Here is a 23219-nt window from a genome sequence, read left to right on the forward strand (position 1 = left end):
AAGACTGCACCGAGCCTATCGCGCCGGGGACGGGACTCCCTACCGGATTACCGCGCGCGGGAGGTGGAGTTGCGGGAACCGATTGTACGGACTGAATACAGTTAAGTACGCTCCGTGTCCCATGCGAGGTCCTCAGCGCCCCGGCTCTCCGGCGGACGGCAATCTGCCCCTGGAACTGACCGCGTTCGTGGGTCGCTCGGCCGAACTCGGCGAGCTGGCCCGGGTCCTGGAGTCCGCCCGGCTGGTGACGGTGACCGGGGTCGGCGGGGTCGGCAAGTCCCGGCTCGCGGCCCGGGCGGCCGCCGCGGTGGCGCCCCGGGACGGGGTGTGGCGGGTGGAGCTGGCGGCGGTGCGCGATCCGGAGTTCGTGGAGTACGCGGTCGTGGAGGCGCTGGGCCTGACCGACCACACCACCCGGCTGCCGCGCGAGACGCTTCTGGAGCACCTGGCCGGCCGTCGTCTTCTGCTGCTGCTCGACGGGTGCGAGCACCTGGTCGAGGGGTGCGCGGAGCTGGTGGCCGAGCTGCTGAGTCGGCTGCCCGACCTGACCGTGCTGGCGGTGGGGAGGCGGCCGCTGGGGGTGGCGGGCGAGCGGCTGTTCCCGCTGGCACCGCTCGGCGAGGACGAGGCGGTGGAGCTGTTCGCCGAGCGTGCCTCGCGGCAGGGGCTGGAGGTCGGGGACCGCGCGGCGGTGCGGGAGGTGTGCCGGCGCCTGGACGGGATCCCGCTGGCGATCGAGCTGGCGGCGGGCCGGCTGCGGGCGCTGTCGCCGGGGCAGCTCCTTGAGCGGCTCGACGACCGGTTCCGGCTGCTGACCGGCGGCGGCCGCGACGGCCTCCCCCGCCATCAGACGCTGCGGACGGCGATCGGCTGGAGCCATGAACTGTGCACCCCCGCCGAGCGGTTGCTGTGGGCGCGGCTGTCGGTGTTCGCGCAGACCTTCGACCTGGAGGCCGCCGAGTATGTGTGCGGCGGCGACGGACTGTCGTCCGAGAACGTCCTGGACGTGCTGGCGGAGCTGCTCGCGCAGTCCGTGGTGTCCCGGGAGGAGACCCCGGCGGGCGTGCGCTACCGGATGCTCGACACCGTGCGGGCGTACGGCGCCGACTGGCTGGCGGCGACGGGGGACGCGGAACGGCTGCGGCGCCGGCACCGCGACTGGTTCATAGGTCTGGCGACCTGGTGCGAGCTGGACTGGTTCTCGCCGCGGCAGGGCGAGGTGGCCGCGCGCATCGAGGCCGAGCTGCCGAATCTGCGGGCCGCCCTGGACCACTGCCTGACGGAGCCGGACGAGGCGCATCTGGGCCAGTATCTGGCGGGCTCGCTGTGGTTCTACTGGGCGGGCTGCGGGCGGCTCTCGGAGGGCCGGCGCTGGCTGGAGCTCAGTCTGGAGCTGGACTCGGAGTACCCGCGGTCCCGGCTCAAGGCGCTGTGGGTGCTCGGCTATGTGGCGATCCTGCAGGGCGACGCGGTGCCCGCGCTGGCCGCGCTCCAGGACTGCCGTGAGGAGGCCGAGCTGGTCGCCGACCCCACGGCGGTGGCGTACGCGGAGCACCGCACCGGCTGTCTGGCCCTGGTCACGGATGACATGTCACGCGCGGAGACGCTGCTGCGCTCGGCGCTCGGCCGCTACCGGAAGATCGGCGAACTCAACAGCAATGTCCTTATGGGCCAGGTCGAGCTGGCGATGACGAGGGCGTTCCTCGGCGATCTGCCGGACGCGGTGCGGCTGTGCGAGGACGTGCGGCAGGTGTGCGAGGACCATGGCGAGCACTGGGCCCGGTCGTACGCGCTGTATGTGCTGGCGTACGCGGCCTGGCGGGACGGCGACCACGCGGGCGCCCGCGAGCTGCTCAGCGACTGCCTGGGCCATGCGCACGGCTTCCATGACCTGCTGGCTTCGGTGCTGTCGATCGAGCTGCTGGCCCTGGTGACGGTGACCGAGGGCGATCCGGCGGAGGCGGCGGTGCTGCAGGGCGCGGCGGGGCGGATGTGGCCGTCGGTGGGGCTGCCGCTGTTCGGCTCGGCCCACTACAACGCCCCGCACGAGCTGTGCGAGGCGACGGCCCGGCGGGCGCTGGGCGAGGAGCGGTACGCGGAGTGCGTACGGCAGGGTGCCCGGCTGGACCGGGAGGCGGCGGTGGCCCGGGCGCTGGAGTACTTCGGGGTACGGCCGCTGGACGCGATGCCGTCACCGCGCGGGCCGGTGCGGCAGCGGCGGGACGGTGCCGGTACGCCAAAGCCCGCCGCCTCGCCCACCCGGAAGGGCGGGGAGACGGCGGGCTGACGCCTGGAGTGCTATGCCGGGGCTGGGATCAGCGGGCGTAGTACTCGACGACGAGCTGCTCGTCGCAGATGATCGGAACTTCCTTGCGGTTGGGCTCGCGGTCCAGGCGGAACGCCAGGGCCTTGAGGTTCACCTGCAGGTAGCGCGGGATCTCGCCGTCGGGGGCGAAGCCACCCTCACGGGCGATCTGGAAGAGCGTCTTGTCCTTCGAGCGGTCACGGACCTGGATGACGTCGTCCGGACGCACGCGGTAGGACGGCTTGTCGACCTTCTGGCCGTTGACCTGGATGTGGCCGTGGACGACCATCTGGCGGGCCTGGTAGATCGTGCGGGCGATGCCCGAACGCAGGACCAGCGCGTCGAGGCGGCGCTCCAGCTCGATGATCAGAGCCTCACCGGTCTTGCCCTGCACCTTGGAGGCACGCTCGTAGGCGCGGACGAGCTGGCGCTCGGACACGTCGTACTGCGCGCGCAGACGCTGCTTCTCCAGCAGACGGACCTTGTAGTCCGAGTTCTGCTTGCGGCCGCGGCCGTGCTCACCCGGCGGGTAGGGACGGGCCTCGAAGTACTTGACGGCCTTCGGGGTCAGCGCGATGCCGAGGGCACGCGACTTCTTGACCTTGGGGCGGGACTGGTTCGCCACTTGTCTCTTTCTTCCTTCTGATATCCGGCTTGTCAGGGTTAAGGGAGGTCGCAATCCGCAGCCGGGGAAACCCTCCGGAACCCGTTGCCGGGCCTGGTGGGCAGCCGCTCCCCTGGTCTGGGCACATACGTGCAGCACGCGAGTGGCCCACCGGCCGCTCCCGCCGTACGGCGGGTGGTGGTGGGCTGCCCGCGACACCGTTCGACGGTGCGCGACGCTCCTGGGGCCCCCTTGCGGAGGCTCCGGCCGACTGTCCCGCTCTGACAGCGCGGGACTCAGCGCTTCGAGGGATTCTACAGGCTGCTCAGGACCGTCTGCGACCCAGGTGCTTCCGGGTCCACTCGACCGCGTCCGCGTACCGCGCCTCGGAGCCGTGCCGGGTCGGGGTGTAGTACTCGCGGTCCTTGATCGGGTCCGGGGCGTACTGCTGCTCGGCGATGCCCTCCGGCAGGTCGTGCGGATAGACGTACCCCTGCGCGTGCCCGAGCTTGGCGGCGCCCTTGTAGTGCCCGTCGCGTAGATGCGGGGGCACCTGTCCGGCCAGTCCCTTGCGTACGTCCTCCAGGGCGGCGCCGATAGCCATGGTCGCGGAGTTGGACTTGGGAGCCAGGGCGAGGGCGATGGTGGCGTGGCTGAGGGTGAGGGCGGCCTCGGGGAAGCCGATCATGGCGACGGCCTGGGCGGCGGCCACGGCTATCGGCAGGGCGCCCGGATCGGCGAGCCCGATGTCCTCGCTGGCGGAGATCATCAGACGGCGGGCGATGAAGCGGGGGTCCTCGCCGGCCTCGATCATGCGGGCCAGGTAGTGCAGGGCCGCGTCGACGTCGGAGCCCCGGATGGACTTGATGAGGGCGCTGGCCACGTCGTAGTGCTGGTCGCCGTCCCGGTCGTACTTGACGGCGGCCCGGTCGACGACCTCTTCGAGGGTCTGGAGACCGATCTCCGGCTCGCCCTTGTCGAGGGCGGCTCCGGCGGCGGCCTCCAGGGCGGTCAGGGCGCGGCGGGCGTCGCCGCCGGCGATCCGCAGCAGGTGCTCCTCGGTGTCCTCGGGGAGGGCGACGGAGTCCTTGAGGCCGCGCTCGTCGGTCAGGGCCCTTCTGAGGAGCCCCCGGACGTCGTCGTCGGTGAGCGGTTCGAGGGTGAGGAGCAGGGAGCGGGAGAGCAGGGGGGAGATCACCGAGAAGTACGGGTTCTCGGTGGTCGCCGCGATCAGGGTGACCCAGCGGTTCTCGACCGCCGGGAGCAGGGAGTCCTGCTGGGCCTTGCTGAAACGGTGGATCTCGTCCAGGAAGAGGACGGTCTCCTTGCCGTATCCCCCGGTGGCGCGGCGGGCGCCGTCGATGACCGCGCGGACCTCCTTGACGCCCGCGGTGATCGCGGAGAGCTCCACGAACCGCTTGTTGGTCGCCTTGGAGACGACATACGCGAGGGTCGTCTTGCCGGTGCCGGGCGGGCCCCAGAGGATCACCGAGGAGGGGCCGGCCGGGCCGCCGGAGCCCTCGCCGACCAGTCTGCGCAGCGGGGACCCCGGCTTCAGCAGATGCTGCTGGCCCACCACCTCGTTTAGGGTGCGTGGGCGCATCCGCACCGCCAGGGGGCTGCCGGTCGGGTCCTTCTCCTGGCGTTCTTCTGCGGCTGCGGTGAACAGGTCGGGTTCCACGCTGAAACCCTAAAACACGGCACTGACAATGCGGCGCGCGCTGTCAGCTGGTCCAGAAGTCCCACCAGCGGGTCAGGATCAGCATGCCGATGATGCCGATGTGCAGGACCGGCAGCACCCAGGTGAACTCGCCGAAGAACGACTTCAGCCAGTTCGGGGCCGGCAGGAAGCTCTTGCGGACGTTGAAGGAGGTCACGTACCAGAACATGACGATCGTGGCGACCCAGGCCAGCGAGCACCACAGGCACAGCGCGTTGATCCGGTACAGGGACTGGAACTGCAGCCAGGTGCAGAAGCCGACGCCGAAGAGCGTGCCGAAGTTGAAGGTCAGCCAGTACCAGCGCGGAAAGCGGGCGCGGGCCAGCAGGCTCATGCCGACGCAGACGACGATGCCGTAACAGACCAGGCCGAGCATCGGGTTCGGGAAGCCGAAGGCGGCGGCCTGCTTGGACTCCATGACGCTGCCGCAGGAGACGACCGGGTTGAGGCTGCAGCCGGGGGTGAACGTCTTGCCCTCGACCTTGGCTTCCAGCAGCTTGAACTTGTCGATCGTGATGACCCAGGCGGCCAGCAGGCCGGCGGCACCGGTGATGATCAGCAGCAGACCGAAGGCGATGCCGCCGCCCTCGGTGCGCGGTGCTGCGGAGGCTTGCTCGGGCCCGGGCTCGGTGGAGACGTCGTTGACTGTCGTCTTGCTCATCACGCCGATTCCGTCTGTTTGAGAGTTGGAACTTCTTCGGGCAGGGGCCATTGTGCCGCACGAGGCGCCCTGTCCACCGTTCGGTGGACATAAGGAAGCACGCACCGGTGGTCCCGGTGGGTTCGCTGCGAACGAACGCGTGGTGGACGTCCGGGGGCTGCGCAAGCGGTACGGGGGCGTGACCGCGGTGGACGGCATCGATCTGGGCATCCGGCGGGGCGAGGTGTTCGGCCTGCTCGGGCCCAATGGCGGTCCCGGGTGAGAATCGTCGGGCAGGACGAATCGGCGCCCGCCGAGTTGACGGTCCGCGAGACGGTACGGTAAGGCGAACAGCCGGATCAAGGGCCTCTCGGGCGGCCGGCGCCGGCGCCTGGACGTGGCGCTCGGTGTGATCGGCGACCCCGAGCTGCTTCTCCTCGACGAGCCGACGACCGGTTTCGACCCGGCGGCCAGGCACCAGTTCTGGTACCTGACCCGGCTCCTCGCGGACGAGGGCACCACCGGCGCCACCGTCGAGTGGACGGAACCAGACGGCACCCTCGGTGGCGGCGCGCCTGGTGGACCGGCTGAGGGTGCGGCCAGAGCGCCCCCGTCTCTCGGAGCGGGAGACTGCGGTACTGCGCCTGGTGGCCGACGGCTGCACGAACGCGGAGATCGGCCGCCGGCTCTTCATCGGGGAGTTGCTGGAGTGAGGGGACTCGCGCCCCCTCACTCCGCCGGGCTCAGCCCAGCCTCGACTCCAGTTCCGCCACGATCTCGTTCACGCCGATCGCCGTCTGCTCGCCGGACTCCATGTCCTTCAGCTGGACGACACCCTCGGCGAGGTCACGCTCGCCGGCGACGATCGTGTAGCGGGCCCCGCTGCGGTTGGCGCTCTTCATCGCGCCCTTGAGGCCCTTGGCGCCGTAGGAGAAGTCCGCCGCGACGCCCGCCCGGCGGAGCTCCGTGACCTTGGCGAACAGGACCCGGCGCGCCTCCTCGCCCAGGGGTACCGCGAAGACGCTGGTGGCGGAGGGGAGGTTCAGTTCCACGCCCTCGGCCTCCAGGGCGAGGACCGTGCGGTCGACGCCGAGCGCCCAGCCGACGGACGGCAGCGCGGGGCCGCCGATCATCTCGGAGAGGCCGTCGTAGCGGCCGCCGCCGCCCACCGCGGACTGGGAGCCCAGACCGTCGTGGACGAACTCGAAGGTCGTACGGGTGTAGTAGTCGAGGCCGCGGACCAGCTTCGGGTCGTCCTCGAAGGCCACGCCCGCGGCCGTGATCAGTTCGCGGACCTCCTCGTGGTACGCCTTGCACGCGTCGCAGAGGTAGTCGCGGAGCAGGGGGGCGTCGCCCAACTGCTTCTGGACCGACTCGCGCTTGTCGTCCAGGACGCGGAGGGGGTTGATCTCCGCTCGGCGGAGGGTGTCCTCGTCCAGGTCCAGGCCGCGCAGGAAGTCCTGCAGGGCCGCGCGGTACACCGGCCGGCACTCCTTGTCGCCCAGGCTGTTCAGCAGGATGCGGAAGTCGCGCAGGCCCAGCGAGCGATACGCCTGGTCGGCCAGGATGATCAACTCGGCGTCAAGTGCAGGGTCCTCCGCACCGATCGCCTCGGCGCCGACCTGGGAGAAGTGACGGTAACGGCCCTTCTGCGGGCGCTCGTAGCGGTAGTACGAGCCGGAGTACCAGAGCTTGACGGGGAGGTTGCCGACCTTGTGCAGGTTCGCCTCGAGGGCGGCGCGCAGGACGGACGCGGTTCCCTCGGGGCGCAGCGCCAGTCTGTCGCCGCCCTTCGTCTCGAACGCGTACATCTCCTTGGTGACGATGTCGGTCGACTCGCCCACCCCGCGCGCGAACAGTTCGACGTTCTCGAAGCCGGGCGTCTCGATGTAGCCGTAGCCGGAGTCGCGCAGCGGCGCGGCGATCGCCTCACGGACGGCCAGGTACTTGGCGCTCTCCGGCGGGATCAGGTCGTAGGTGCCCTTGGGGGCCTGGAAGGTACTCACGAAGCTCTCTCGTCACATTCCTCGTCGGGGAGCGTCCACGCTCCCGAGGCCGGCCGCCACCTGCCGCAGATAGGCGTTGACGGCACGCTCCTGGCCGATGGTCGTCTGGGGGCCGTGGCCGGACAGCACCACGGTTGAGTCGTCGAGCGGCAGGCAGACACGGGCCAGCGAGGCCAGCATGTCGTCCATGGAGCCGCCCGGCAGGTCCGTGCGTCCGATGGAGCCGGCGAAGAGCAGATCGCCCGAGAAGAAGACCGAGGGGATGTCGGCCGTCTCCGGCATCTGGAAGGTCACCGACCCCCTGGTATGGCCCGGCGCGTGCGCGACGGAGAGTTCGAGTCCGGCCAGCTCCAGCTTCGCGCCGTCGGCCAGTTCGAACACGTCGTCCGGCTCCCCCACCGTCAGCTCGCCCATCAGCGGCATGCCGATGGTCCGGCCGAGCGCCTTCTCGGGGTCGCTCATCATGTACCGGTCCTCGGGGTGGATCCAGGCCGGCACGTCGTGCGCGCCGCACACGGGGACGACCGAGGCCACGTGGTCGATGTGGCCGTGGGTGAGGACGACGGCGACGGGCTTGAGCCGATGCTTCTTCAGTGCTTCCTCGACGCCTTGGGCGGCCTGGTGGCCGGGGTCGATGATCACGCACTCCGCGCCGGCGGCGGGGGCGACGAGATAACAGTTCGTCCCCCAGGCCCCGGCGGGGAACCCGGCAATGAGCACGATCGTCCTTCGTTGTGTCGATTCGGGTGGCTACCAGCTGTGGTCCAGAGCCTACCGGCGCTGCCGTTTCCTCAGCGAACCCATATACGGTACGGGGCTACACGCAGTGGTCGGCTCACACAGCGCACAGGACGCACGCGTACCGGTCGACATACGACACGCATGAGGAGAGAACCCGGTGGTCAGCCAGGAGCAGCGGCGGCGTCAGCTCGCCCGGGAGAAGTTCTTGCGGCAGCAGCAGCGGCGCACCAGCGCACGGCGCAAGTCACGCATGCGCAACTCCGTGATCGCGTCCGTGCTCGCCGTGATCGTGATCGGCGTTGTCGTGATCTACACGACCGGCGCGCTGAAGAACGACGCCAAGGCGAACGCCAGCTCGCAGACGACACCCAGCGCCACGCCCACCAGCAAGGCACCGGACCCGTGCGAGAAGGCCGCGGCCGGCTCGGTGAAGAAGCTGAGCTGGAAGAAGGAGCCGGCGATGACGATCGACACGTCCGCCGACTACACGATGAAGCTGGCGACGACATGCGGTGACATCGACATCGCGCTGAAGACGGCGGCGGCCCCGCACACGGTGAACTCGTTCGACTTCCTCGCGTCGAAGGGCTACTTCGACCACACCAAGTGCCACCGGCTCACCACCAACGGCATCTACGTGCTCCAGTGCGGCGACCCGACGGGTACTGGCAGCGGCGGCCCCGGGTACACGATTCCCGACGAGAACCTGAAGGACAAAAGCCTGAAGGGCGGGGTCTACCCGGCGGGCACGATCGCGATGGCCAACACCGGTCAGAAGCACACCGGCGGCAGCCAGTTCTTCCTCGTCTACCAGGACAGCCAGCTGCCGGCCAGCTACACCCCGTTCGGCACGGTCGACGCGGCCGGACTGAAGGTCCTCAAGAAGATCGCCGCCGCCGGCGAGAGCACCGGAGCCGGTGACGGGGCCCCGAACGCGACGGTCGTCATCAACAAGGCGACGGTCACGAAATCCTGAGGTCCAACTGCGGAATTTCGGTCGCGCGGGATGCGGACAGGCAACCCGCCGGTCGCCTATGTTGGCCGTGACGAAACTGTGGACGATGCCCGGGGGCGCTGAGGCCCCTCGCGGGCATCATGTGGAGGAGGCGCTGTGAGCAGCGACCCGTGGGGCCGCGTCGACGAGACGGGGACCGTGTACGTGCGTACAGCCGACGGCGAGCAGGTCGTCGGTTCCTGGCAGGCCGGCTCCCCCGACGAGGCGCTGGCCTACTTCGAGCGCAAGTACGAGGGCCTGGTTGTCGAGATCGGCCTCCTCGAAAAGCGAGTACGCACCACCGACCTGTCCGCGAAGGACGCCCAGGCCGCCATCGACCACCTGCGCGAGCAGGTGGAGGCGCACCACGCGGTCGGTGATCTGCAGGCGCTGCGGGACCGGCTCGACGAGCTGGTGAAGACCGTAGAGTCGCGTCGCGAGGAGCGTCGGGCCCAGCGTGCCAAGCAGTCCGACGAGGCCCGCAAGGCCAAGGAGGACCTGGTCGTCGAGGCGGAGCAGCTGGCCCAGTCCGACCAGTGGCGGTCGGCCGGTGAGCGGCTGCGCGCGCTGGTGGACACCTGGAAGGGGCTGCCGCGCCTGGACCGCAAGTCGGACGACGAGCTGTGGCACCGCTTCTCGCACGCCCGGTCGGCGTTCTCCAAGCGCCGCAAGGCGCACTTCGCGCAGCTGGACGCACAGCGCGAGGACGCCCGCAAGGCCAAGGAGAAGCTGGTCGCCGAGGCCGAGTCGCTGTCGGACTCGACGGACTGGGGTCCGACGGCCGCGCGCTACCGCGAGCTGATGACGGAGTGGAAGGCCGCCGGCCGCGCCCAGCGCGAGCACGAGGACGACCTGTGGAACCGCTTCCGCGGTGCCCAGGACGTGTTCTTCGCGGCCCGTGGCTCGGCCTTCGCCGAGCGGGACGCGGAGCAGACCGAGAACCTGAAGCTGAAGGAGGAGCTGGCCGCCGAGGCCGAGAAGCTCCTGCCGATCACGGACCTGAAGTCCGCGCGGTCCGCCTTCCGCTCGATCAACGAGCGCTGGGAGGCCATCGGCCATGTGCCGCGCGACGCGCGTCCGAAGGTCGAGGGCCGGATGCACACGGTCGACCGGGCCATCCAGGAGGCCGAGGAGGCCGAGTGGCGCCGGACCAACCCGGAGGCACGCGCGCGTGCCGCGGGTCTGACCGGCCAGCTGCAGGCCGCGGTGGACAAGCTGAGGACGCAGATCGACCAGGCCCGCGCCCAGGGCAACACCTCCAAGGCGGAGAAGCTGGAGCGTGAGCTGGAGGGCCGCCAAGCGCTCCTGGACCAGGCTCTGAAGGGCCTGCAGGAGTTCGGCGGCTGAGGCCGCAACATACGACGAGAGGGGCCCCGTACGCCGTGTACGGGGCCCCTCTCGTCGTATGCGTGCTTCTACGACCGGTTGCGCGCCGAGGTCACCCGGTAGACGTCGTACACGCCCTCCACGCCCCGTACGGCCTTCAGGACGTGGCCCAGGTGCTTGGGGTCGCCCATCTCGAAGGTGAAGCGGGAGGTGGCCACCCGGTCGCGGGAGGTCTGGACGGCCGCGGAGAGGATGTTGACGTGCTGGTCGGACAGGACGCGGGTGACGTCGGAGAGGAGCCGGGAGCGGTCCAGGGCCTCGACCTGGATGGCGACCAGGAAGACCGAGGACTGGGTGGGCGCCCACTCGACGTCGAGGATGCGCTCGGGCTCGCGGGACAGTGAGTCCACGTTGACGCAGTCGCTGCGGTGCACCGATACACCGCTCCCGCGTGTGACGAAGCCGATGATCGGGTCACCGGGTACGGGCGTACAGCAGCGGGCCAGTTTGACCCAGACGTCGTCGACGCCCTTCACGACCACACCGGGGTCCTGGTTGCTGCGGCGCTTGCTGCGGCGGCCGCGGGTCGGCGGGACCGACTCGTCGATCTCCTCGGTGGCCGCCTCCTCGCCGCCGAGCGCCTGCACCAGTTTCTGCACGACGTTCTGCGCGGCGACATGGCCCTCGCCGATCGCCGCGTACAGCGAGGAGATGTCCGGGTAGCGCATCTCGTGCGCGAGCGTGACCAGCGAGTCGCCGGTGAGGATGCGCTGGATCGGCAGGTTCTGCTTGCGCATCGCGCGGACGATGGCGTCCTTGCCCTGCTCGATCGCCTCTTCCCGGCGCTCCTTGGAGAACCAGGCACGGATCTTGTTGCGGGCGCGCGGTGACTTGACGAAACCGAGCCAGTCGCGGGAGGGGCCGGCGCCGGGTGCCTTGGAGGTGAAGACCTCGACCAGGTCGCCGTTGTCCAGGGTGGATTCGAGCGGAACCAGGCGGCCGTTGACCCTCGCGCCTATCGTGCGGTGGCCCACCTCGGTGTGCACGGCGTACGCGAAGTCGACGGGGGTGGCTCCGGCCGGGAGCGCTATGACATCGCCCTTGGGAGTGAAGACGAAGACCTCGTTGCGGGACAGGTCGAAGCGCAGGGACTCCAGGAACTCACTGGGGTCCTCGGTCTCCTTCTGCCAGTCGAGCAACTGGCGCAGCCACGCCATGTCGTTGAGGTGGTCGTCCTTGCCCTTGCCGGACGACTTCGGCACGTCGGTACGGACCTTGGAGGCGCCGGCGACGGCCTCCTGCTTGTACTTCCAGTGCGCGGCGATGCCGTACTCGGCGCGGCGGTGCATGTCGAACGTCCGGATCTGGAGTTCGACGGGCTTGCCGTTGGGGCCGATGACCGTCGTGTGCAGCGACTGGTACATGTTGAACTTGGGCATCGCGATGTAGTCCTTGAAGCGTCCCGGAACCGGGTTCCAGCGCGCGTGGACGGTGCCCAGGGCCGCGTAGCAGTCGCGGACGGTGTCCACCAGGACGCGGATGCCCACCAGGTCGTAGATCTCCGCGAAGTCCCGGCCGCGGACGATCATCTTCTGGTAGACGCTGTAGTAGTGCTTCGGGCGGCCGGTGACGGTCGCCTTGATCCGGGCGGCGCGCAGGTCGGCCTGGACCTCGTCGGTCACTATGGCCAGGTACTCGTCACGCTTCGGTGCCCGCTCGGCCACCAGCCGGACGATCTCGTCGTACATCTTGGGGTAGAGGATCGCGAACGCGAGGTCCTCCAGCTCCCACTTGATGGTGTTCATGCCCAGGCGGTGGGCGAGCGGCGCGTAGATCTCCAGAGTCTCCCGCGCCTTCTTCTCCTGCTTCTCGCGCTTGAGGTAGCGCATGGTGCGCATGTTGTGCAGGCGGTCGGCGAGCTTGATGACCAGGACGCGTGGGTCCTTGGCCATGGCGACGACCATCTTGCGCACGGTCTCGGCCTGTGCGGCCTCGCCGAACTTGACCTTGTCGAGCTTGGTGACGCCGTCGACGAGCAGCGCGACGACGTCACCGAAGTCGCGGCGCAGGTCCTCCAGGCCGTACTCGGTGTCCTCCACGGTGTCGTGCAGCAGGCCCGCCATCAGGGTCGCCGGGTCCATGCCCAGCTCGGCGAGGATGGTGGTCACCGCGAGCGGGTGGGTGATGTACGGGTCGCCGCTCTTGCGCTTCTGGCCGCGGTGCCAGCGCTCGGCGACCTGGTAGGCGCGCTCGATCTGGCGCAGCGTGGCGTTCTCGATCTTGGGGTCGTTGCTGCGGACTATGCGCAGCAGGGGTTCCAGGACCGGGTTGTACGGGTTCGCGCGCTGCACGCCGAGACGGGCAAGACGGGCGCGGACGCGGTTGGAGGAACCGGTGCGCGGGGGCTGGCCACTGTTGGGGCGGGCCACCGGGCGCTCGGCGGGAGCCGGTTTGGGGCGCGAGGTCTCGGCCGACTTCTCGGCGGGCGCGGACTGGGCGTGCTCGACCGGCCCGCGGGTGTCGTTCTTCGTCTGCGACACCTTCGGCGCGGGCTTGGCCGCGGGCGCCGAGGCGGGCTCGGGCTTGGCGGCGGTCAGTGGCTGGGCCTCGTCTGGCAAGAGGGCTCCTCGTGCGCGGTCCGGGTCCCCCGGTCAGGCTCCGGAGTGCCCATGGTAGCGATCCTGGGCCATGTCATCGCCTGGAGGCCGAACGGAGGACCGTATACGGGAGAAACACGGGAGGCTGCCGAAGGATTCCCCCGGGGTGTCCTGGGGGTTGCGGAGGCCCTGGGCAGGCCCTGGACAGACGCGAACGGCCGCCCCCGAGGACGGCCGTTCGATCAGTTGTACGGCGCTCAGACCTGGAGGAGGGCCTCCAGCGGCGCTCCGTCCAGGGCCGGTGCCAGGCGGGCGCGGCCGCCCAGGAATCCCAGTTCCATGAGAACGGCGAGACCCGCGACCTCGGCGCCCGCCCGGCGGATGAGCTGGACCGAGGCCTCGGCGGTGCCGCCGGTGGCGAGGACGTCGTCGACGATCAGGATCCGGTCGTCCTCGCCGAGGTCCTCGGCGTGCACCTCGATCTCGGCCGAGCCGTACTCCAGGTCGTAGGCCTGGCGCAGGGTCGCCCCGGGGAGCTTGCCCGCCTTGCGGACCGGGATGAAGCCGAGGCCGGCCCGGACGGCGACCGGGGCGCCCAGGATGAAGCCCCGGGCCTCCAGACCGACGACCTTGGTGGCGCCGGTGCGCTCGGCGATCTCGGCGAGGGCGTCGGTGAGCGCCGTGAACGCCGCCGGGTCCGCCAGGAGCGGGGTGATGTCCTTGAACATCACGCCCGGCTCCGGGTAGTCGGCCACATCGCGGATACGGCTGAGGAGCAGCTCCCTGATGTCGGTCATCGGCGCTTCCCGGAGGGTCGGTTACGGCCCCGGGTGCGGGACGCGGGCTGGTTGCGCGGGCCCACGACGGCCGGAGCGGCGTCCTCCGGGCCCTCGGAGCCGTCGAACCGGGCCTCGGCCATCTCCTCCTCGGCGGCGGCCTGGGCGCGCTTGGCGAGGACGCGCTTCTTCAGGGCCTTCATCTGCGGCTCGGCCTCCTTGAGGTCGGCGACGAGCGGCGTGGCGATGAAGATCGAGGAGTACGCACCGGCGGCGAGACCGACGAACAGCGACAGCGAGATGTCGTTGAGCGTGCCCGCGCCGAGGAAGCCGCCGCCGATGAACAGCAGGCCCGCGACCGGCAGCAGCGCGACGATCGTGGTGTTGATCGAACGGACCAGGGTGCCGTTGATCGAGTGGTTGGCGATGTCGCTGTAGGTGAAGCGGGTCTGCTTGGTGATGTCCTTCGTCTGCTCCTTGAGGCTGTCGAAGACGACGACCGTGTCGTAGAGCGAGTAACCGAGGATCGTCAGCAGACCGATGACCGTGCCGGGCGTGACCTCGAAGCCGACCAGGGCGTAGATACCGGTCGTGATGGTGATGTCGTGGATCAGCGCGACCAGGGCCGCGAGCGCCATCCGCCACTCGAAGGCGATCGCCAGGTAGATCACCACGAGGACCATGAAGATGCCGAGGCCCTCCCAGGCCTTGTTGGCGATCTCCTGACCCCAGCTCGGGCCGACCAGGTCGGCGGCGATGGACTCGGGGTCCACCTTCATGTCCTTGGCCAGCTCGGTCTTGGTCTCGTCCGACTTCGCGGTGTCCATGCCGGCGATCTGGATGCGCAGACCGCCCGTGCCGAGCTTCTGCACGACCGCCTCGTGGCCGGAGGCCTGCGACGCGTAGGTCTCCGCCTGGGCCACCGAGACACTGGTCTTCGAGGTGGTGAAGACGGCGCCGCCCTGGAAGTCGATGCCCATGTTCAGGCCGCGCACCGCCAGGCCGACGATGGCCGTGATGGTGATCAGGATGGAGATGCCGTACCAGATCTTGCGCTTGCCGACGAAGTCGTAGCTGATCTCGCCGCGGTGGAGTCGGGCGCCGAGGTTGCCGAGTTTCGACATCGCTCACGCTTCCTTCGGATCGACAGGGCCGGCGGCAGGACCGGCGGGACGGCGGGTACGGCGCAGCGGCGCCTTGGCGCCCAGGCCCTTCGGGTCGAGCCCGGACCACTTGTGGCCGCTCGCGAAGAACTTACGCCGGGCGAGGAGCGTCATCAGCGGCTTGGTGAAGAAGAAGACGACGACCACGTCGAGCACGGTGGTCAGACCGAGGGTGAACGCGAAGCCCTGGACCTTGCCGACGGTCACGATGAACAGCACGGCGGCGGCCAGGAACGACACGAAGTCGGAGACCAGGATGGTGCGCCGGGCGCGCGGCCAGGCCCGCTCGACGGCGGGGCGCAGTGTGCGGCCCTCGCGGATCTCGTCCCGGATGCGTTCGAAGAACACGATGAACGAGTCCGCTGTGATGCCGATCGCGACGATCGCACCGCAGACGGCCGGCAGGTTCAGCGCGAAGTGGATGGTGGGGCCGAGCAGCGACATGATCGTGTAGGTGAGGATCGCGGACACCAGCAGCGAGGGGATCGCGACAAGCGACAGACCGCGGTAGAAGGCCACCAGGTAGATCACGACGAGCGCGAGACCGACGGCACCGGCCAGCAGACCGGCGTGCAGCTGGTCGCCGCCGAGGGCGGCGGTGACGGTGGTGACGCTCTGCGTCTTGAAGGAGAGCGGGAGCGCGCCGTACGACAGCATGTTGGCGAGGCTCTGGGCCTCCGTCTGGGTGAAGCTGCCCGAGATCTCCGCCTGGCCGCCGGTGATGGCCTGGCTCACGGTCGGGCTGGAGACGACCTCGCCGTCGAGGACGATGCCGAACTCGTTCTGCGGCGGCTGGGAGTTCTTGGCGAGCTCGCCGGTCACGTCGGCGAACTTCTTGCCGCCGCCGGAGGTGAAGGTCATCTGGACCTGCCAGCCGGCCGCGCTCTGCGTGTTGAAGACGGCCTGGGCCTTCTTGACGTCGGTGCCGTTGACGGCGGCCGGGCCGAGCACGTACTTGTACCAGACGCCGGAGACCTGGCCGCAGGCCACCGTGGAGTCGCTCGGCTTGGCGGTCTTGCCGGCCTTGGCGCGCTGCGCGGCCTTGGAGCAGTCCAGCGCGGTGTACTCGGCCTCGAGCTTCGAGGCCGCGGCGGAGGCGCTCGCGGACGCCGAGGAGGAGGCGGAGGGGCTCGCGGACGAACTCGCGGAGGCCGAGGAGGAAGGCGTGGAGCCGGCCTTCAGGGCGTCCGTGACGGCGCGGCCCTGGGAGGTGGCGGACGACGACGGCGAGGCGGAGGACGACCCGGTCGCCTTCTCGGACGCCGACGCGCTGCTCGACGGGCTCGGGGAGGCGCTGGAGCTGCCGCTGGAGGACGCACTCGGGGAGGCGCTGGACGCGGCGCCGGCACTGGCCTCCTGGGCCAGGACCGGGCGGAAGTACAGCTTCGCGGTGGTGCCGACCTGCTTGCGGGCCTCTTCGGAGTTCGTGCCCTTGGGGATGTTGACGATGATGTTGCTGGTGCCCTGGGTCTGAACCTCCGTTTCAGACACACCCAGACCGTTGACACGGCGGTTCATGATGGAGACCGCGGTGTCCATGTTGGTCTTGTTGATCGCGTTGGGCTGGCCCGGCTCGTTCTTCGCCTGAAGCGTGATGCTCGTACCACCGGCCAGGTCGATACCGAGACGCGGAGTGGTGTTTCCGGAGGCGAACATTCCCCCGGTGAGCGCCACGATGGCGATCAGGATGAGGGCCAGCGAGCGTCCTGGCTTGCTCTGAGCGCTCGCGCTCCGGCCCCTCTTAGGTGCTGCCACCTTCTCGTACTCCCTCTCGGGCCGCCGCGCGCCTGGTCGGTGCGGTCGGCCATGACATGGTGTCGGGATCCCGTCCGGGAAACAGACGCGCCCGGGGCGCGGCCGGCGCGCGTGATGCGCGCCGTGCTCCCCGGGACACGGCTACTTCACGTCGGAGTCGCCGTCGGTCTTCTTCGGCTCTTCGTCGGCCTTCGCCTCGGTGGGCTCCGCCTCCTCGGCCTTGTCCTCCACCGTGTCCTCGGCCTTCTCGTCGGCCTTCTCCTCGGCCACGTCCTTCTTTCCGAAGTCGACGGCCTTGTCGCCGGAGGCGGCGGCAGCGCCGGCGGGCTCGTCGTCGGTCTCGGTGAGGGAGGAGGCGTCGTCCGGGACGATGGCGGTGTCGGACTTCAGGTCGTGCTCGATGCCGTGCACGATGCGGTTGTACTCGTCGTCCGTGAGGACCGCGCCGATCGCGTTCTTCGCGAAGAGGAGGTCGATGCCCGGGCCGGCGTCGAGGAGGACCGTGTCCTCGTTGACTTCCTTGACCGTCGCGTACATGCCCCCGATGGTGCGGACGCCACTGCCGGGCTGCATCTCGTTCCGCATCTGCTTGGCCTGCTGCTGGCGCTTCCTGTTGGAACGCGTCATCAGGAACATGGCCGCGATAAGGACGATGAAGAAGAGAAGAGGCAAGGTATTCACGAGACGGAATTTCCTTCGCGCAGCCGCGGCAGTGAGCGGCCTGGATGATGGGGGTGTGGTCGGCGCCGCCCGCGAAGGGCAGCATCGGCGGAGTCTAAGCGAGTCCGCGCGCATGGAACAACGCTCAGCATGGCACCTGGGTTCCTGCGCCCGCCAATGCCCCGCCGTCACGAAGAGATCACGTCTGCCCACGGGCCGGGCGGGGCGGGCGGCGGGAGACCGGCGGTCAGGGGTATTGGAGAGGCGGGACACATCCCACGGAAGGCGCGAAGGCGGTCTGCGGTGGGATGCGCGCCGGCGTTCGGGCGTCCGCCCGGTGTCACGTGCCGAACAGGTCCTGTTGGCCGGGTCCCGTCCCCCGTGGGGCGGTCAGGCCCAGGTGTGCCCAGGCGGCGGGCGTGGCGACCCGGCCGCGCGGGGTGCGGGCGAGCAGGCCCTCGCGGACCAGGAAGGGCTCGGCGACCTCCTCGACCGTCTCGCGCTCCTCCCCCACCGCGACGGCGAGCGTGGACAGGCCGACCGGGCCGCCGCCGAACAGCTTGAGCAGGGCCTCCAGGACCGCGCGGTCGAGGCGGTCGAGGCCACGCTCGTCCACCTCGTAGACGGCCAGCGCGGCGTGCGCGATCTCGCGTGTGATCAGCCCGTCCGCCTTGACCTGCGCGTAGTCGCGGACGCGGCGGAGCAGCCGGTTGGCGATCCGGGGCGTGCCACGAGAGCGGCCGGCGATCTCGGCGGCGCCGGCCGGATCGATCTCGACGTCTAGGAGTTTCGCCGAGCGGTGTACCACCCGCTCCAGTTCCCGCGGCTCGTAGAACTCCATGTGCGCGGTGAAACCGAAACGGTCGCGCAGCGGTGGGGGCAGCAGTCCCGCGCGGGTGGTGGCGCCGACCAGGGTGAACGGGGGCAGCTCCAGGGGGATGGCGGTCGCGCCCGGGCCCTTGCCGACGATGACGTCTACCCGGAAGTCCTCCATCGCCATGTACAGCATCTCCTCGGCGGGCCGGGACATGCGGTGGATCTCGTCGAGGAAGAGGACCTCGCCTTCCTGGAGGGAGGAGAGGATCGCGGCCAGGTCGCCGGCGTGCTGGATGGCGGGGCCCGAGGTGATGCGGATGGGCGCGCCCATCTCCGCCGCGATGATCATGGAGAGGGTGGTCTTGCCCAGGCCTGGCGCGCCGGAGAGCAGCACATGGTCGGCGGTGGCGCCTCGCGCGCGTGCGGCCCGCAGGACCAGGTCGAGCTGCTCGCGGACCTTCTCCTGGCCGATGAACTCGCCGAGGTCCTTGGGACGCAGGGCGGCCTCGACGGCCTGGTCCTCACGGTCGGCGACAGCACCCACCAGCCGCTCCGAGTCGGCGCCGGTGTCGGTCGTGTCGTCCCAGTTCATAAGTGATGTGCCTCAGCGGTGGTGGGGTCAGCGGGCGCGGTTGAGGGTCTGCAGGGCCGCCTTGAGCAGCTGGCCGACCTGAGGGGTGCCCCCGGCGGCCTCGGCCTGCGGGGCGACGGCGGTGACGGCCTCCTCGGCCTCCCGGGTCGCGTAGCCGAGGCCGATCAGCGCGGCGTGCAGCTGGTCCCGCCAGCCCTGGCTGACGGGTGCGCCGATCGCGGGGGCGCCGAGGGGCTCGCCGAGCCGGTCCTTCAACTCGAGGAGCAGCTTCTGGGCGCCCTTCTTGCCGATGCCGGGGACAGCGACGAGAGCCTTCTCGTCGCCGGTGGCGACGGCCCGGCGCAGGGCGTCGGGGCTGTGCACCGCCAGCATGGCCTGGGCGAGCCGGGGCCCGACGCCGCTCGCCGTCTGCAGCAGTTCGAAGGTCTGCCGCTCGTCGTCGTCGGCGAAGCCGTACAGGGTGAGCGAGTCCTCCCGTACGACGAGAGAGGTGGCGAGCTTGGTCTGCTGGCCCATCCGCAGCCCGGACAGGGTGTTGGGAGCGCACTGGACGGCGATGCCGATCCCACCCACCTCGACGACCGCGGAGTCCGGGGCGAGGGCGGCGACCGGGCCGCTCACGAAGGCGATCATGCCGTACGGCCTTTCGTTGCGTTGGCTGCGTGCAGGGCGACGGCCTGCTGGAGTCGGTTCTGGGCGGGGGCACGCCAGATGTGGCAGATGGCGAGCGCGAGGGCGTCGGCGGCGTCGGCCGGCCTGGGCGGGGCGCTCAGTCTGAGCAGCCGGGTGACCATGGCGCCGACCTGGGCCTTGTCGGCGCGCCCGGAGCCGGTGACTGCGGCCTTGACCTCGCTGGGGGTGTGCAGGGCTACCGGGATGCCCCGGCGGGCGGCGCACAGCATGGCGACGGCACTGGCCTGTGCGGTGCCCATCACGGTCCGTACGTTGTGCTGGCTGAACACGCGCTCCACGGCGACGTATTCGGGCCGGTGCTCGTCCAGCCACTGCTCGATGCCCTGCTCGATGGCGACGAGGCGAGGGCCGAGCTCAGTGTCCACGGGCGTACGCACGACACCGACGCCGACCATGGTCAGCGGCCGCCCGGCGACCCCCTCGACGACCCCGACACCGCATCGGGTCAGTCCCGGGTCCACCCCGAGTACTCGCACCGCGCCCCTCCCGTCGTTCTCCCCGAGCCACCGCTGGGCGGTACCCCCAGTTCGTGCAGGCTATCCGCTGCCACCGACAACAGCGGCGGGCCGGTGGGACGTGTCCCACCGGCCCGCCGAAACCGCTCGGCCCGCGGCCGCGTTACGCGTCGACCTTCTCCATGACCTCGTCGCTGACGTCGAAGTTGGCGAAGACGTTCTGCACGTCGTCGCTGTCCTCAAGGGCGTCGATCAGCTTGAAGATCTTCCGGGCGCCCTCCTCGTCCAGCTCGACCTGCATGGTCGGGACGAAGTTGGCCTCGGCGGAGTCGTAGTCGATCCCGGCCTCCTGAAGGGCGGTGCGGACCGCGACCATGTCGGTGGCCTCGCTGAGCACCTCGAAGGACTCGCCCAGGTCGTTGACCTCCTCGGCGCCCGCGTCGAGCACCGCGCCCAGGACGTCGTCCTCGGTCAGCTCGCCCTTGGGGACGATCACGACGCCCTTGCGGTTGAACAGGTACGACACCGAGCCCGGGTCGGCCATGTTGCCGCCGTTGCGGGTCATCGCCACGCGCACGTCGGAGGCGGCGCGGTTGCGGTTGTCGGTGAGGCACTCGATGAGCACGGCGACGCCGTTCGGGCCGTAGCCCTCGTACATGATCGTCTCGTATTCGGCACCGCCGGCCTCGAGGCCACCGCCACGCTTGATCGCGGAGTCGATGTTCTTGTTCGGAACCGACTGCTTCTTGGCCTTCTGGACGGCGTCGTACAGCGTCGGGTTTCCTTCGAGATCCACGCCACCCATGCGCGCCGCGACTTCGATGTTCTTGATCAGCTTCGCGAAGAGCTTGCCGCGCTTGGCGTCGATCACGGCCTTCTTGTGCTTCGTCGTGGCCCATTTAGAGTGGCCGGACATCTGCCTGTCTCCTTCGCGTAACCCATCTCTGCAACGAACGCCAGAGATCCTACTAGGACTCCGTCGCCCGGTTCGCGTGCACCATGTCGACGAACAGGGAGTGCACACGGTGGTCGCCGGTGAGTTCCGGGTGGAACGACGTGGCGAGCGCGTTGCCCTGGCGGACCGCGACGATGTGGCCGTCGTGCTCGGCGAGCACCTCGGCCTCGGCACCGACCGACTCGACCCAGGGGGCACGGATGAACACGCCCTCTACAGGATCGCCGTCAATCCCGCGCACGTCGACCGCCGCCTCGAACGACTCGTTCTGCCGTCCGAAGGCGTTGCGGCGCACGATCATGTCGATGCCGCCGATCGTCTCCTGGCCCGAGCGCGGGTCGAGGATCTTGTCGGCGAGCATGATCATGCCCGCGCAGGTGCCGTAGACGGGCATTCCGGCCCGCACACGCGCACGGAGGGGCTCCATCACGCCGAACAGGACGGCCAGCTTGGAGATGGTGGTGGACTCGCCGCCCGGGATGACCAGGCCGTCCACCTCCGCGAGTTCCTCGGCGCGCCTGACCGGCCTGGCCACGGCGTCGGCCGCGGCCAGGGCGACGAGGTGCTCCCGTACGTCGCCCTGGAGCGCGAGCACGCCGACCACGGGAGTGGTCATCACCAGCCCCGGTTCGCGTAGCGCTCGGTCTCGGGGAGGGTGTCGCAGTTGATGCCGACCATGGCCTCGCCGAGGTTGCGGGACGCCTCGGCGATGATCTTCGGGTCGTCGTAGAAGGTGGTCGCCTTGACGATGGCGGCGGCGCGCTTGGCCGGGTCGCCCGACTTGAAGATGCCGGAGCCGACGAAGACGCCCTCGGCGCCGAGCTGGCGCATCAGGGCCGCGTCGGCCGGGGTGGCGACACCGCCGGCGGAGAACAGCACCACCGGGAGCTTGCCGAGCTCGGCGACCTCCTTGACCAGCTCGTAGGGGGCGCGCAGCTCCTTGGCGGCGGCGTACAGCTCGTTGTTGTCGCAACCGCGGAGCTTGGCGATCTCGCCCTTGATCTGGCGCAGGTGACGGACGGCCTCGACGACGTTGCCGGTGCCGGCCTCGCCCTTGGAGCGGATCATGGCCGCGCCCTCGGCGATCCGGCGCAGGGCCTCACCGAGGTTGGTGGCGCCGCAGACGAAGGGGGTGGTGAAGGCCCACTTGTCGGAGTGGTTGACCTCGTCGGCCGGGGTGAGGACCTCGGACTCGTCGATGTAGTCGACGCCGAGCGACTGGAGGACCTGGGCCTCGACGAAGTGGCCGATCCGGGACTTGGCCATGACCGGGATGGAGACCGCGTCGATGATGCCCTCGATCATGTCCGGGTCGGACATCCGGGCCACTCCGCCGTCCTTGCGGATGTCGGCCGGGACCCGCTCGAGGGCCATGACGGCGACGGCACCCGCGTCCTCGGCGATCTTCGCCTGCTCCGGTGTGACGACGTCCATGATCACGCCGCCCTTGAGCTGCTCCGCCATGCCGCGCTTCACGCGGGCGGTGCCGGTCTCGGGGGCCTGGTTCTCGGTGGTGGACACGGGTGACCTCACTGGGTGAAAGAGGGTTTCTGCAAATACCGAGGAAACGTGAGTGGACCAGTCCACAGCAAGGGCCAATGGCCAGCCGGTGGCTCCTTTTGGCCTGCCCGGGTCGGCCGGCCCCAGCTCAGGAGGCGGATCCGGCGCCCCGGTCCACCAGTGCGGCGGGCGGCTCGTCGTCCATTTCGAAGGCCATCGGGAAGGGGGCGTATCCGGCCAGCCGGAACCAGCGGACCTTGCGGTGCTCGCGCAGCCGGCGGGCCGCGCCGACTGCGTCGTTGTGGAAGCGGCGGGCCATCGGCACCCGGCGCACGGCCTCGGCCAGCTCGCCCGTCGCGGCCTCGCCGCCGGGGGCCGCACGGACCTCCTCGACCTGCTGCGGATGCTCGAACACCGCACGCAGGGCCTGGCTGAGGTCGCTCTCGGCGACCTCCCGCTGGTCCTCCTCGGCCTGCCGGGCGGCGTGCGCGGCCTCGTACAGCACGATCGACGCGGCGGGATCCAGCACTCCCGAGGTCGCCAGCTCCTGGGCGATGGAGGCGCGCCGCAGCAGCTGGGCGTCGAGGGCGGCGCGAGCGGCGTCGATACGCGCGTGCAGCCGGTCGAGCCGCCCCGCGGTCCAGCTCAGGTAGAGGCCGGTCGCGACAAGGGCGGCGAGGATCCAGAGCGTCCAGATGAGGGTTGCGGTCACGGGCGCACACGGTAGCGGCCCGCCGACGCACCCGTGGACTCAGTCCCACGCAACCCGCACCCCGCACGGGCTCCCAATCCCGCGCATCCCGGACCACACCCGCAAAACCCAGCCCTGATTCCGTTGGCGAAGTCGCTGAGTGTGGTTGTGGGACATTCGTGACGCTCGCCCACCAGGGGTGGGTGGGGCCTGTGTTGGGGGCGGACTGT

General features: G+C 70.1%; 20 protein-coding genes and 2 pseudogenes. 5 read left to right on the forward strand and 17 right to left on the reverse strand.

Features of this window, described 5'->3' with window-relative positions:
- Positions 1 to 121: 121 nt before the first annotated feature.
- Positions 122 to 2287: an ATP-binding protein gene (locus tag ABTY98_RS27680; protein WP_352223713.1), complete on the forward strand. Its 2166-nt coding sequence runs from the start codon at positions 122 to 124 to the stop codon at positions 2285 to 2287.
- A 28-nt stretch (positions 2288 to 2315) separates the two neighbouring features.
- Here ABTY98_RS27680 and rpsD read toward each other — a convergent pair whose 3' ends face one another.
- The 3 genes from rpsD to ABTY98_RS27695 form a co-directional block, all read right to left on the reverse strand.
- Positions 2316 to 2930: a 30S ribosomal protein S4 gene (gene rpsD / locus ABTY98_RS27685; protein WP_351707197.1), complete on the reverse strand. Its 615-nt coding sequence runs from the start codon at positions 2928 to 2930 to the stop codon at positions 2316 to 2318.
- A 304-nt stretch (positions 2931 to 3234) separates the two neighbouring features.
- Entirely contained in the window at positions 3235 to 4590 is a 1356-nt protein-coding gene (locus ABTY98_RS27690; protein ID WP_352223714.1) for a replication-associated recombination protein A, read from the reverse strand.
- A 43-nt stretch (positions 4591 to 4633) separates the two neighbouring features.
- A complete protein-coding gene (locus ABTY98_RS27695) occupies positions 4634 to 5290 on the reverse strand; it encodes a vitamin K epoxide reductase family protein (RefSeq protein ID WP_352223715.1) in 657 nt (218 codons plus the stop codon).
- A gap of 142 nt (positions 5291 to 5432) precedes the next feature.
- Between ABTY98_RS27695 and ABTY98_RS27700 the strand changes: the two are divergent.
- Together ABTY98_RS27700 and ABTY98_RS27705 are read left to right on the forward strand one after the other, a co-directional pair.
- Positions 5433 to 5828, forward strand: a pseudogene (locus ABTY98_RS27700) (ATP-binding cassette domain-containing protein); the annotation flags it as partial.
- Positions 5821 to 5970: pseudogene (locus ABTY98_RS27705) on the forward strand (LuxR C-terminal-related transcriptional regulator); the annotation flags it as partial. The pseudogenes ABTY98_RS27700 and ABTY98_RS27705, both read left to right, overlap by 8 nt.
- 42 nt (positions 5971 to 6012) lie before the next feature.
- On the opposite strand, the gene hisS reads toward ABTY98_RS27705, so the two are convergent.
- The gene (hisS, locus tag ABTY98_RS27710; RefSeq protein WP_352223716.1) at positions 6013 to 7275 is read right to left on the reverse strand and encodes a histidine--tRNA ligase; all 1263 of its coding nucleotides are present in this window, start codon (positions 7273 to 7275) and stop codon (positions 6013 to 6015) included.
- A 12-nt stretch (positions 7276 to 7287) separates the two neighbouring features.
- The gene (locus tag ABTY98_RS27715; RefSeq protein ID WP_352223717.1) at positions 7288 to 7995 is read right to left on the reverse strand and encodes an MBL fold metallo-hydrolase; all 708 of its coding nucleotides are present in this window, start codon (positions 7993 to 7995) and stop codon (positions 7288 to 7290) included.
- Positions 7996 to 8173: 178 nt separating this feature from the next.
- Between ABTY98_RS27715 and ABTY98_RS27720 the strand changes: the two genes are divergently transcribed.
- Positions 8174 to 8992: a peptidylprolyl isomerase gene (locus ABTY98_RS27720; protein ID WP_352223718.1), complete on the forward strand. Its 819-nt coding sequence runs from the start codon at positions 8174 to 8176 to the stop codon at positions 8990 to 8992.
- A 135-nt stretch (positions 8993 to 9127) separates the two neighbouring features.
- Positions 9128 to 10357 carry a DUF349 domain-containing protein gene (locus ABTY98_RS27725; RefSeq protein ID WP_352223719.1) on the forward strand — a complete coding sequence of 410 codons (1230 nt, stop codon included), beginning with the start codon at positions 9128 to 9130 and terminating at the stop codon, positions 10355 to 10357.
- 68 nt (positions 10358 to 10425) lie between these two features.
- Here the strand turns inward: ABTY98_RS27725 and ABTY98_RS27730 are convergent, their stop codons facing one another.
- The 12 genes from ABTY98_RS27730 to ABTY98_RS27785 form a co-directional block, all read right to left on the reverse strand.
- Positions 10426 to 12954 (reverse strand): RelA/SpoT family protein, encoded by a 2529-nt coding sequence (locus tag ABTY98_RS27730; protein WP_352223720.1) that lies wholly within the window; start codon positions 12952 to 12954, stop codon positions 10426 to 10428.
- A 236-nt stretch (positions 12955 to 13190) separates the two neighbouring features.
- Positions 13191 to 13730 (reverse strand): adenine phosphoribosyltransferase, encoded by a 540-nt coding sequence (locus ABTY98_RS27735; RefSeq protein ID WP_352223721.1) that lies wholly within the window; start codon positions 13728 to 13730, stop codon positions 13191 to 13193.
- Entirely contained in the window at positions 13727 to 14833 is a 1107-nt protein-coding gene (secF, locus tag ABTY98_RS27740) for a protein translocase subunit SecF (protein WP_352223722.1), read from the reverse strand. Before secF ends, ABTY98_RS27735 begins: the two co-directional genes overlap by 4 nt.
- Before the next feature lie 3 nt (positions 14834 to 14836).
- Positions 14837 to 16627, reverse strand: a complete 1791-nt coding sequence (secD, locus tag ABTY98_RS27745) for a protein translocase subunit SecD (RefSeq protein ID WP_352223723.1) — start codon at positions 16625 to 16627, stop codon at positions 14837 to 14839.
- 141 nt (positions 16628 to 16768) lie between these two features.
- Positions 16769 to 17308, reverse strand: coding sequence for a preprotein translocase subunit YajC (gene yajC, locus ABTY98_RS27750; protein ID WP_352223724.1), 540 nt, complete (start codon positions 17306 to 17308; stop codon positions 16769 to 16771).
- Positions 17309 to 17627: 319 nt separating this feature from the next.
- Entirely contained in the window at positions 17628 to 18695 is a 1068-nt protein-coding gene (gene ruvB / locus ABTY98_RS27755) for a Holliday junction branch migration DNA helicase RuvB (protein WP_352223725.1), read from the reverse strand.
- A gap of 27 nt (positions 18696 to 18722) precedes the next feature.
- Positions 18723 to 19328 carry a Holliday junction branch migration protein RuvA gene (ruvA, locus tag ABTY98_RS27760; protein WP_352223726.1) on the reverse strand — a complete coding sequence of 202 codons (606 nt, stop codon included), beginning with the start codon at positions 19326 to 19328 and terminating at the stop codon, positions 18723 to 18725.
- Entirely contained in the window at positions 19325 to 19864 is a 540-nt protein-coding gene (gene ruvC, locus ABTY98_RS27765; protein ID WP_352223727.1) for a crossover junction endodeoxyribonuclease RuvC, read from the reverse strand. The genes ruvA and ruvC overlap by 4 nt, the downstream gene beginning before the upstream one ends.
- Before the next feature lie 142 nt (positions 19865 to 20006).
- Positions 20007 to 20759: a YebC/PmpR family DNA-binding transcriptional regulator gene (locus tag ABTY98_RS27770; protein WP_352223729.1), complete on the reverse strand. Its 753-nt coding sequence runs from the start codon at positions 20757 to 20759 to the stop codon at positions 20007 to 20009.
- Between the two features lie 52 nt (positions 20760 to 20811).
- Complete coding sequence (gene pdxT / locus ABTY98_RS27775) at positions 20812 to 21414, reverse strand: pyridoxal 5'-phosphate synthase glutaminase subunit PdxT (protein WP_352223731.1); 603 nt, start codon at positions 21412 to 21414, stop codon at positions 20812 to 20814.
- The gene (gene pdxS, locus ABTY98_RS27780) at positions 21414 to 22319 is read right to left on the reverse strand and encodes a pyridoxal 5'-phosphate synthase lyase subunit PdxS (RefSeq protein WP_128789220.1); all 906 of its coding nucleotides are present in this window, start codon (positions 22317 to 22319) and stop codon (positions 21414 to 21416) included. Before pdxS ends, pdxT begins: the two co-directional genes overlap by 1 nt.
- A 127-nt stretch (positions 22320 to 22446) precedes the next feature.
- Positions 22447 to 23010, reverse strand: a complete 564-nt coding sequence (locus ABTY98_RS27785) for a LemA family protein (protein WP_352223732.1) — start codon at positions 23008 to 23010, stop codon at positions 22447 to 22449.
- Between the last annotated feature and the right edge of the window lie 209 nt (positions 23011 to 23219).

Source organism: Streptomyces sp. NPDC096040 (assembly GCF_040303265.1).
In the GTDB taxonomy this organism is placed as follows: domain Bacteria; phylum Actinomycetota; class Actinomycetes; order Streptomycetales; family Streptomycetaceae; genus Streptomyces.

Bases quoted from the DNA above. Each gene is read 5' to 3' on its own strand.
- ABTY98_RS27735 (WP_352223721.1), bottom strand. From the start codon at position 13,730: ATGACCGACATCAGGGAGCTGCTCCTCAGCCGTATCCGCGATGTGGCC.
- ruvA (WP_352223726.1), bottom strand. From the start codon at position 19,328: ATGATCGCCTTCGTGAGCGGCCCGGTCGCCGCCCTCGCCCCGGACTCC.
- ruvB (WP_352223725.1), bottom strand. From the start codon at position 18,695: ATGAACTGGGACGACACGACCGACACCGGCGCCGACTCGGAGCGGCTG.
- ABTY98_RS27680 (WP_352223713.1), top strand. From the start codon at position 122: ATGCGAGGTCCTCAGCGCCCCGGCTCTCCGGCGGACGGCAATCTGCCC.
- secF (WP_352223722.1), bottom strand. From the start codon at position 14,833: ATGTCGAAACTCGGCAACCTCGGCGCCCGACTCCACCGCGGCGAGATC.
- ABTY98_RS27695 (WP_352223715.1), bottom strand. From the start codon at position 5,290: ATGAGCAAGACGACAGTCAACGACGTCTCCACCGAGCCCGGGCCCGAG.
- pdxT (WP_352223731.1), bottom strand. From the start codon at position 21,414: ATGACCACTCCCGTGGTCGGCGTGCTCGCGCTCCAGGGCGACGTACGG.
- ABTY98_RS27770 (WP_352223729.1), bottom strand. From the start codon at position 20,759: ATGTCCGGCCACTCTAAATGGGCCACGACGAAGCACAAGAAGGCCGTG.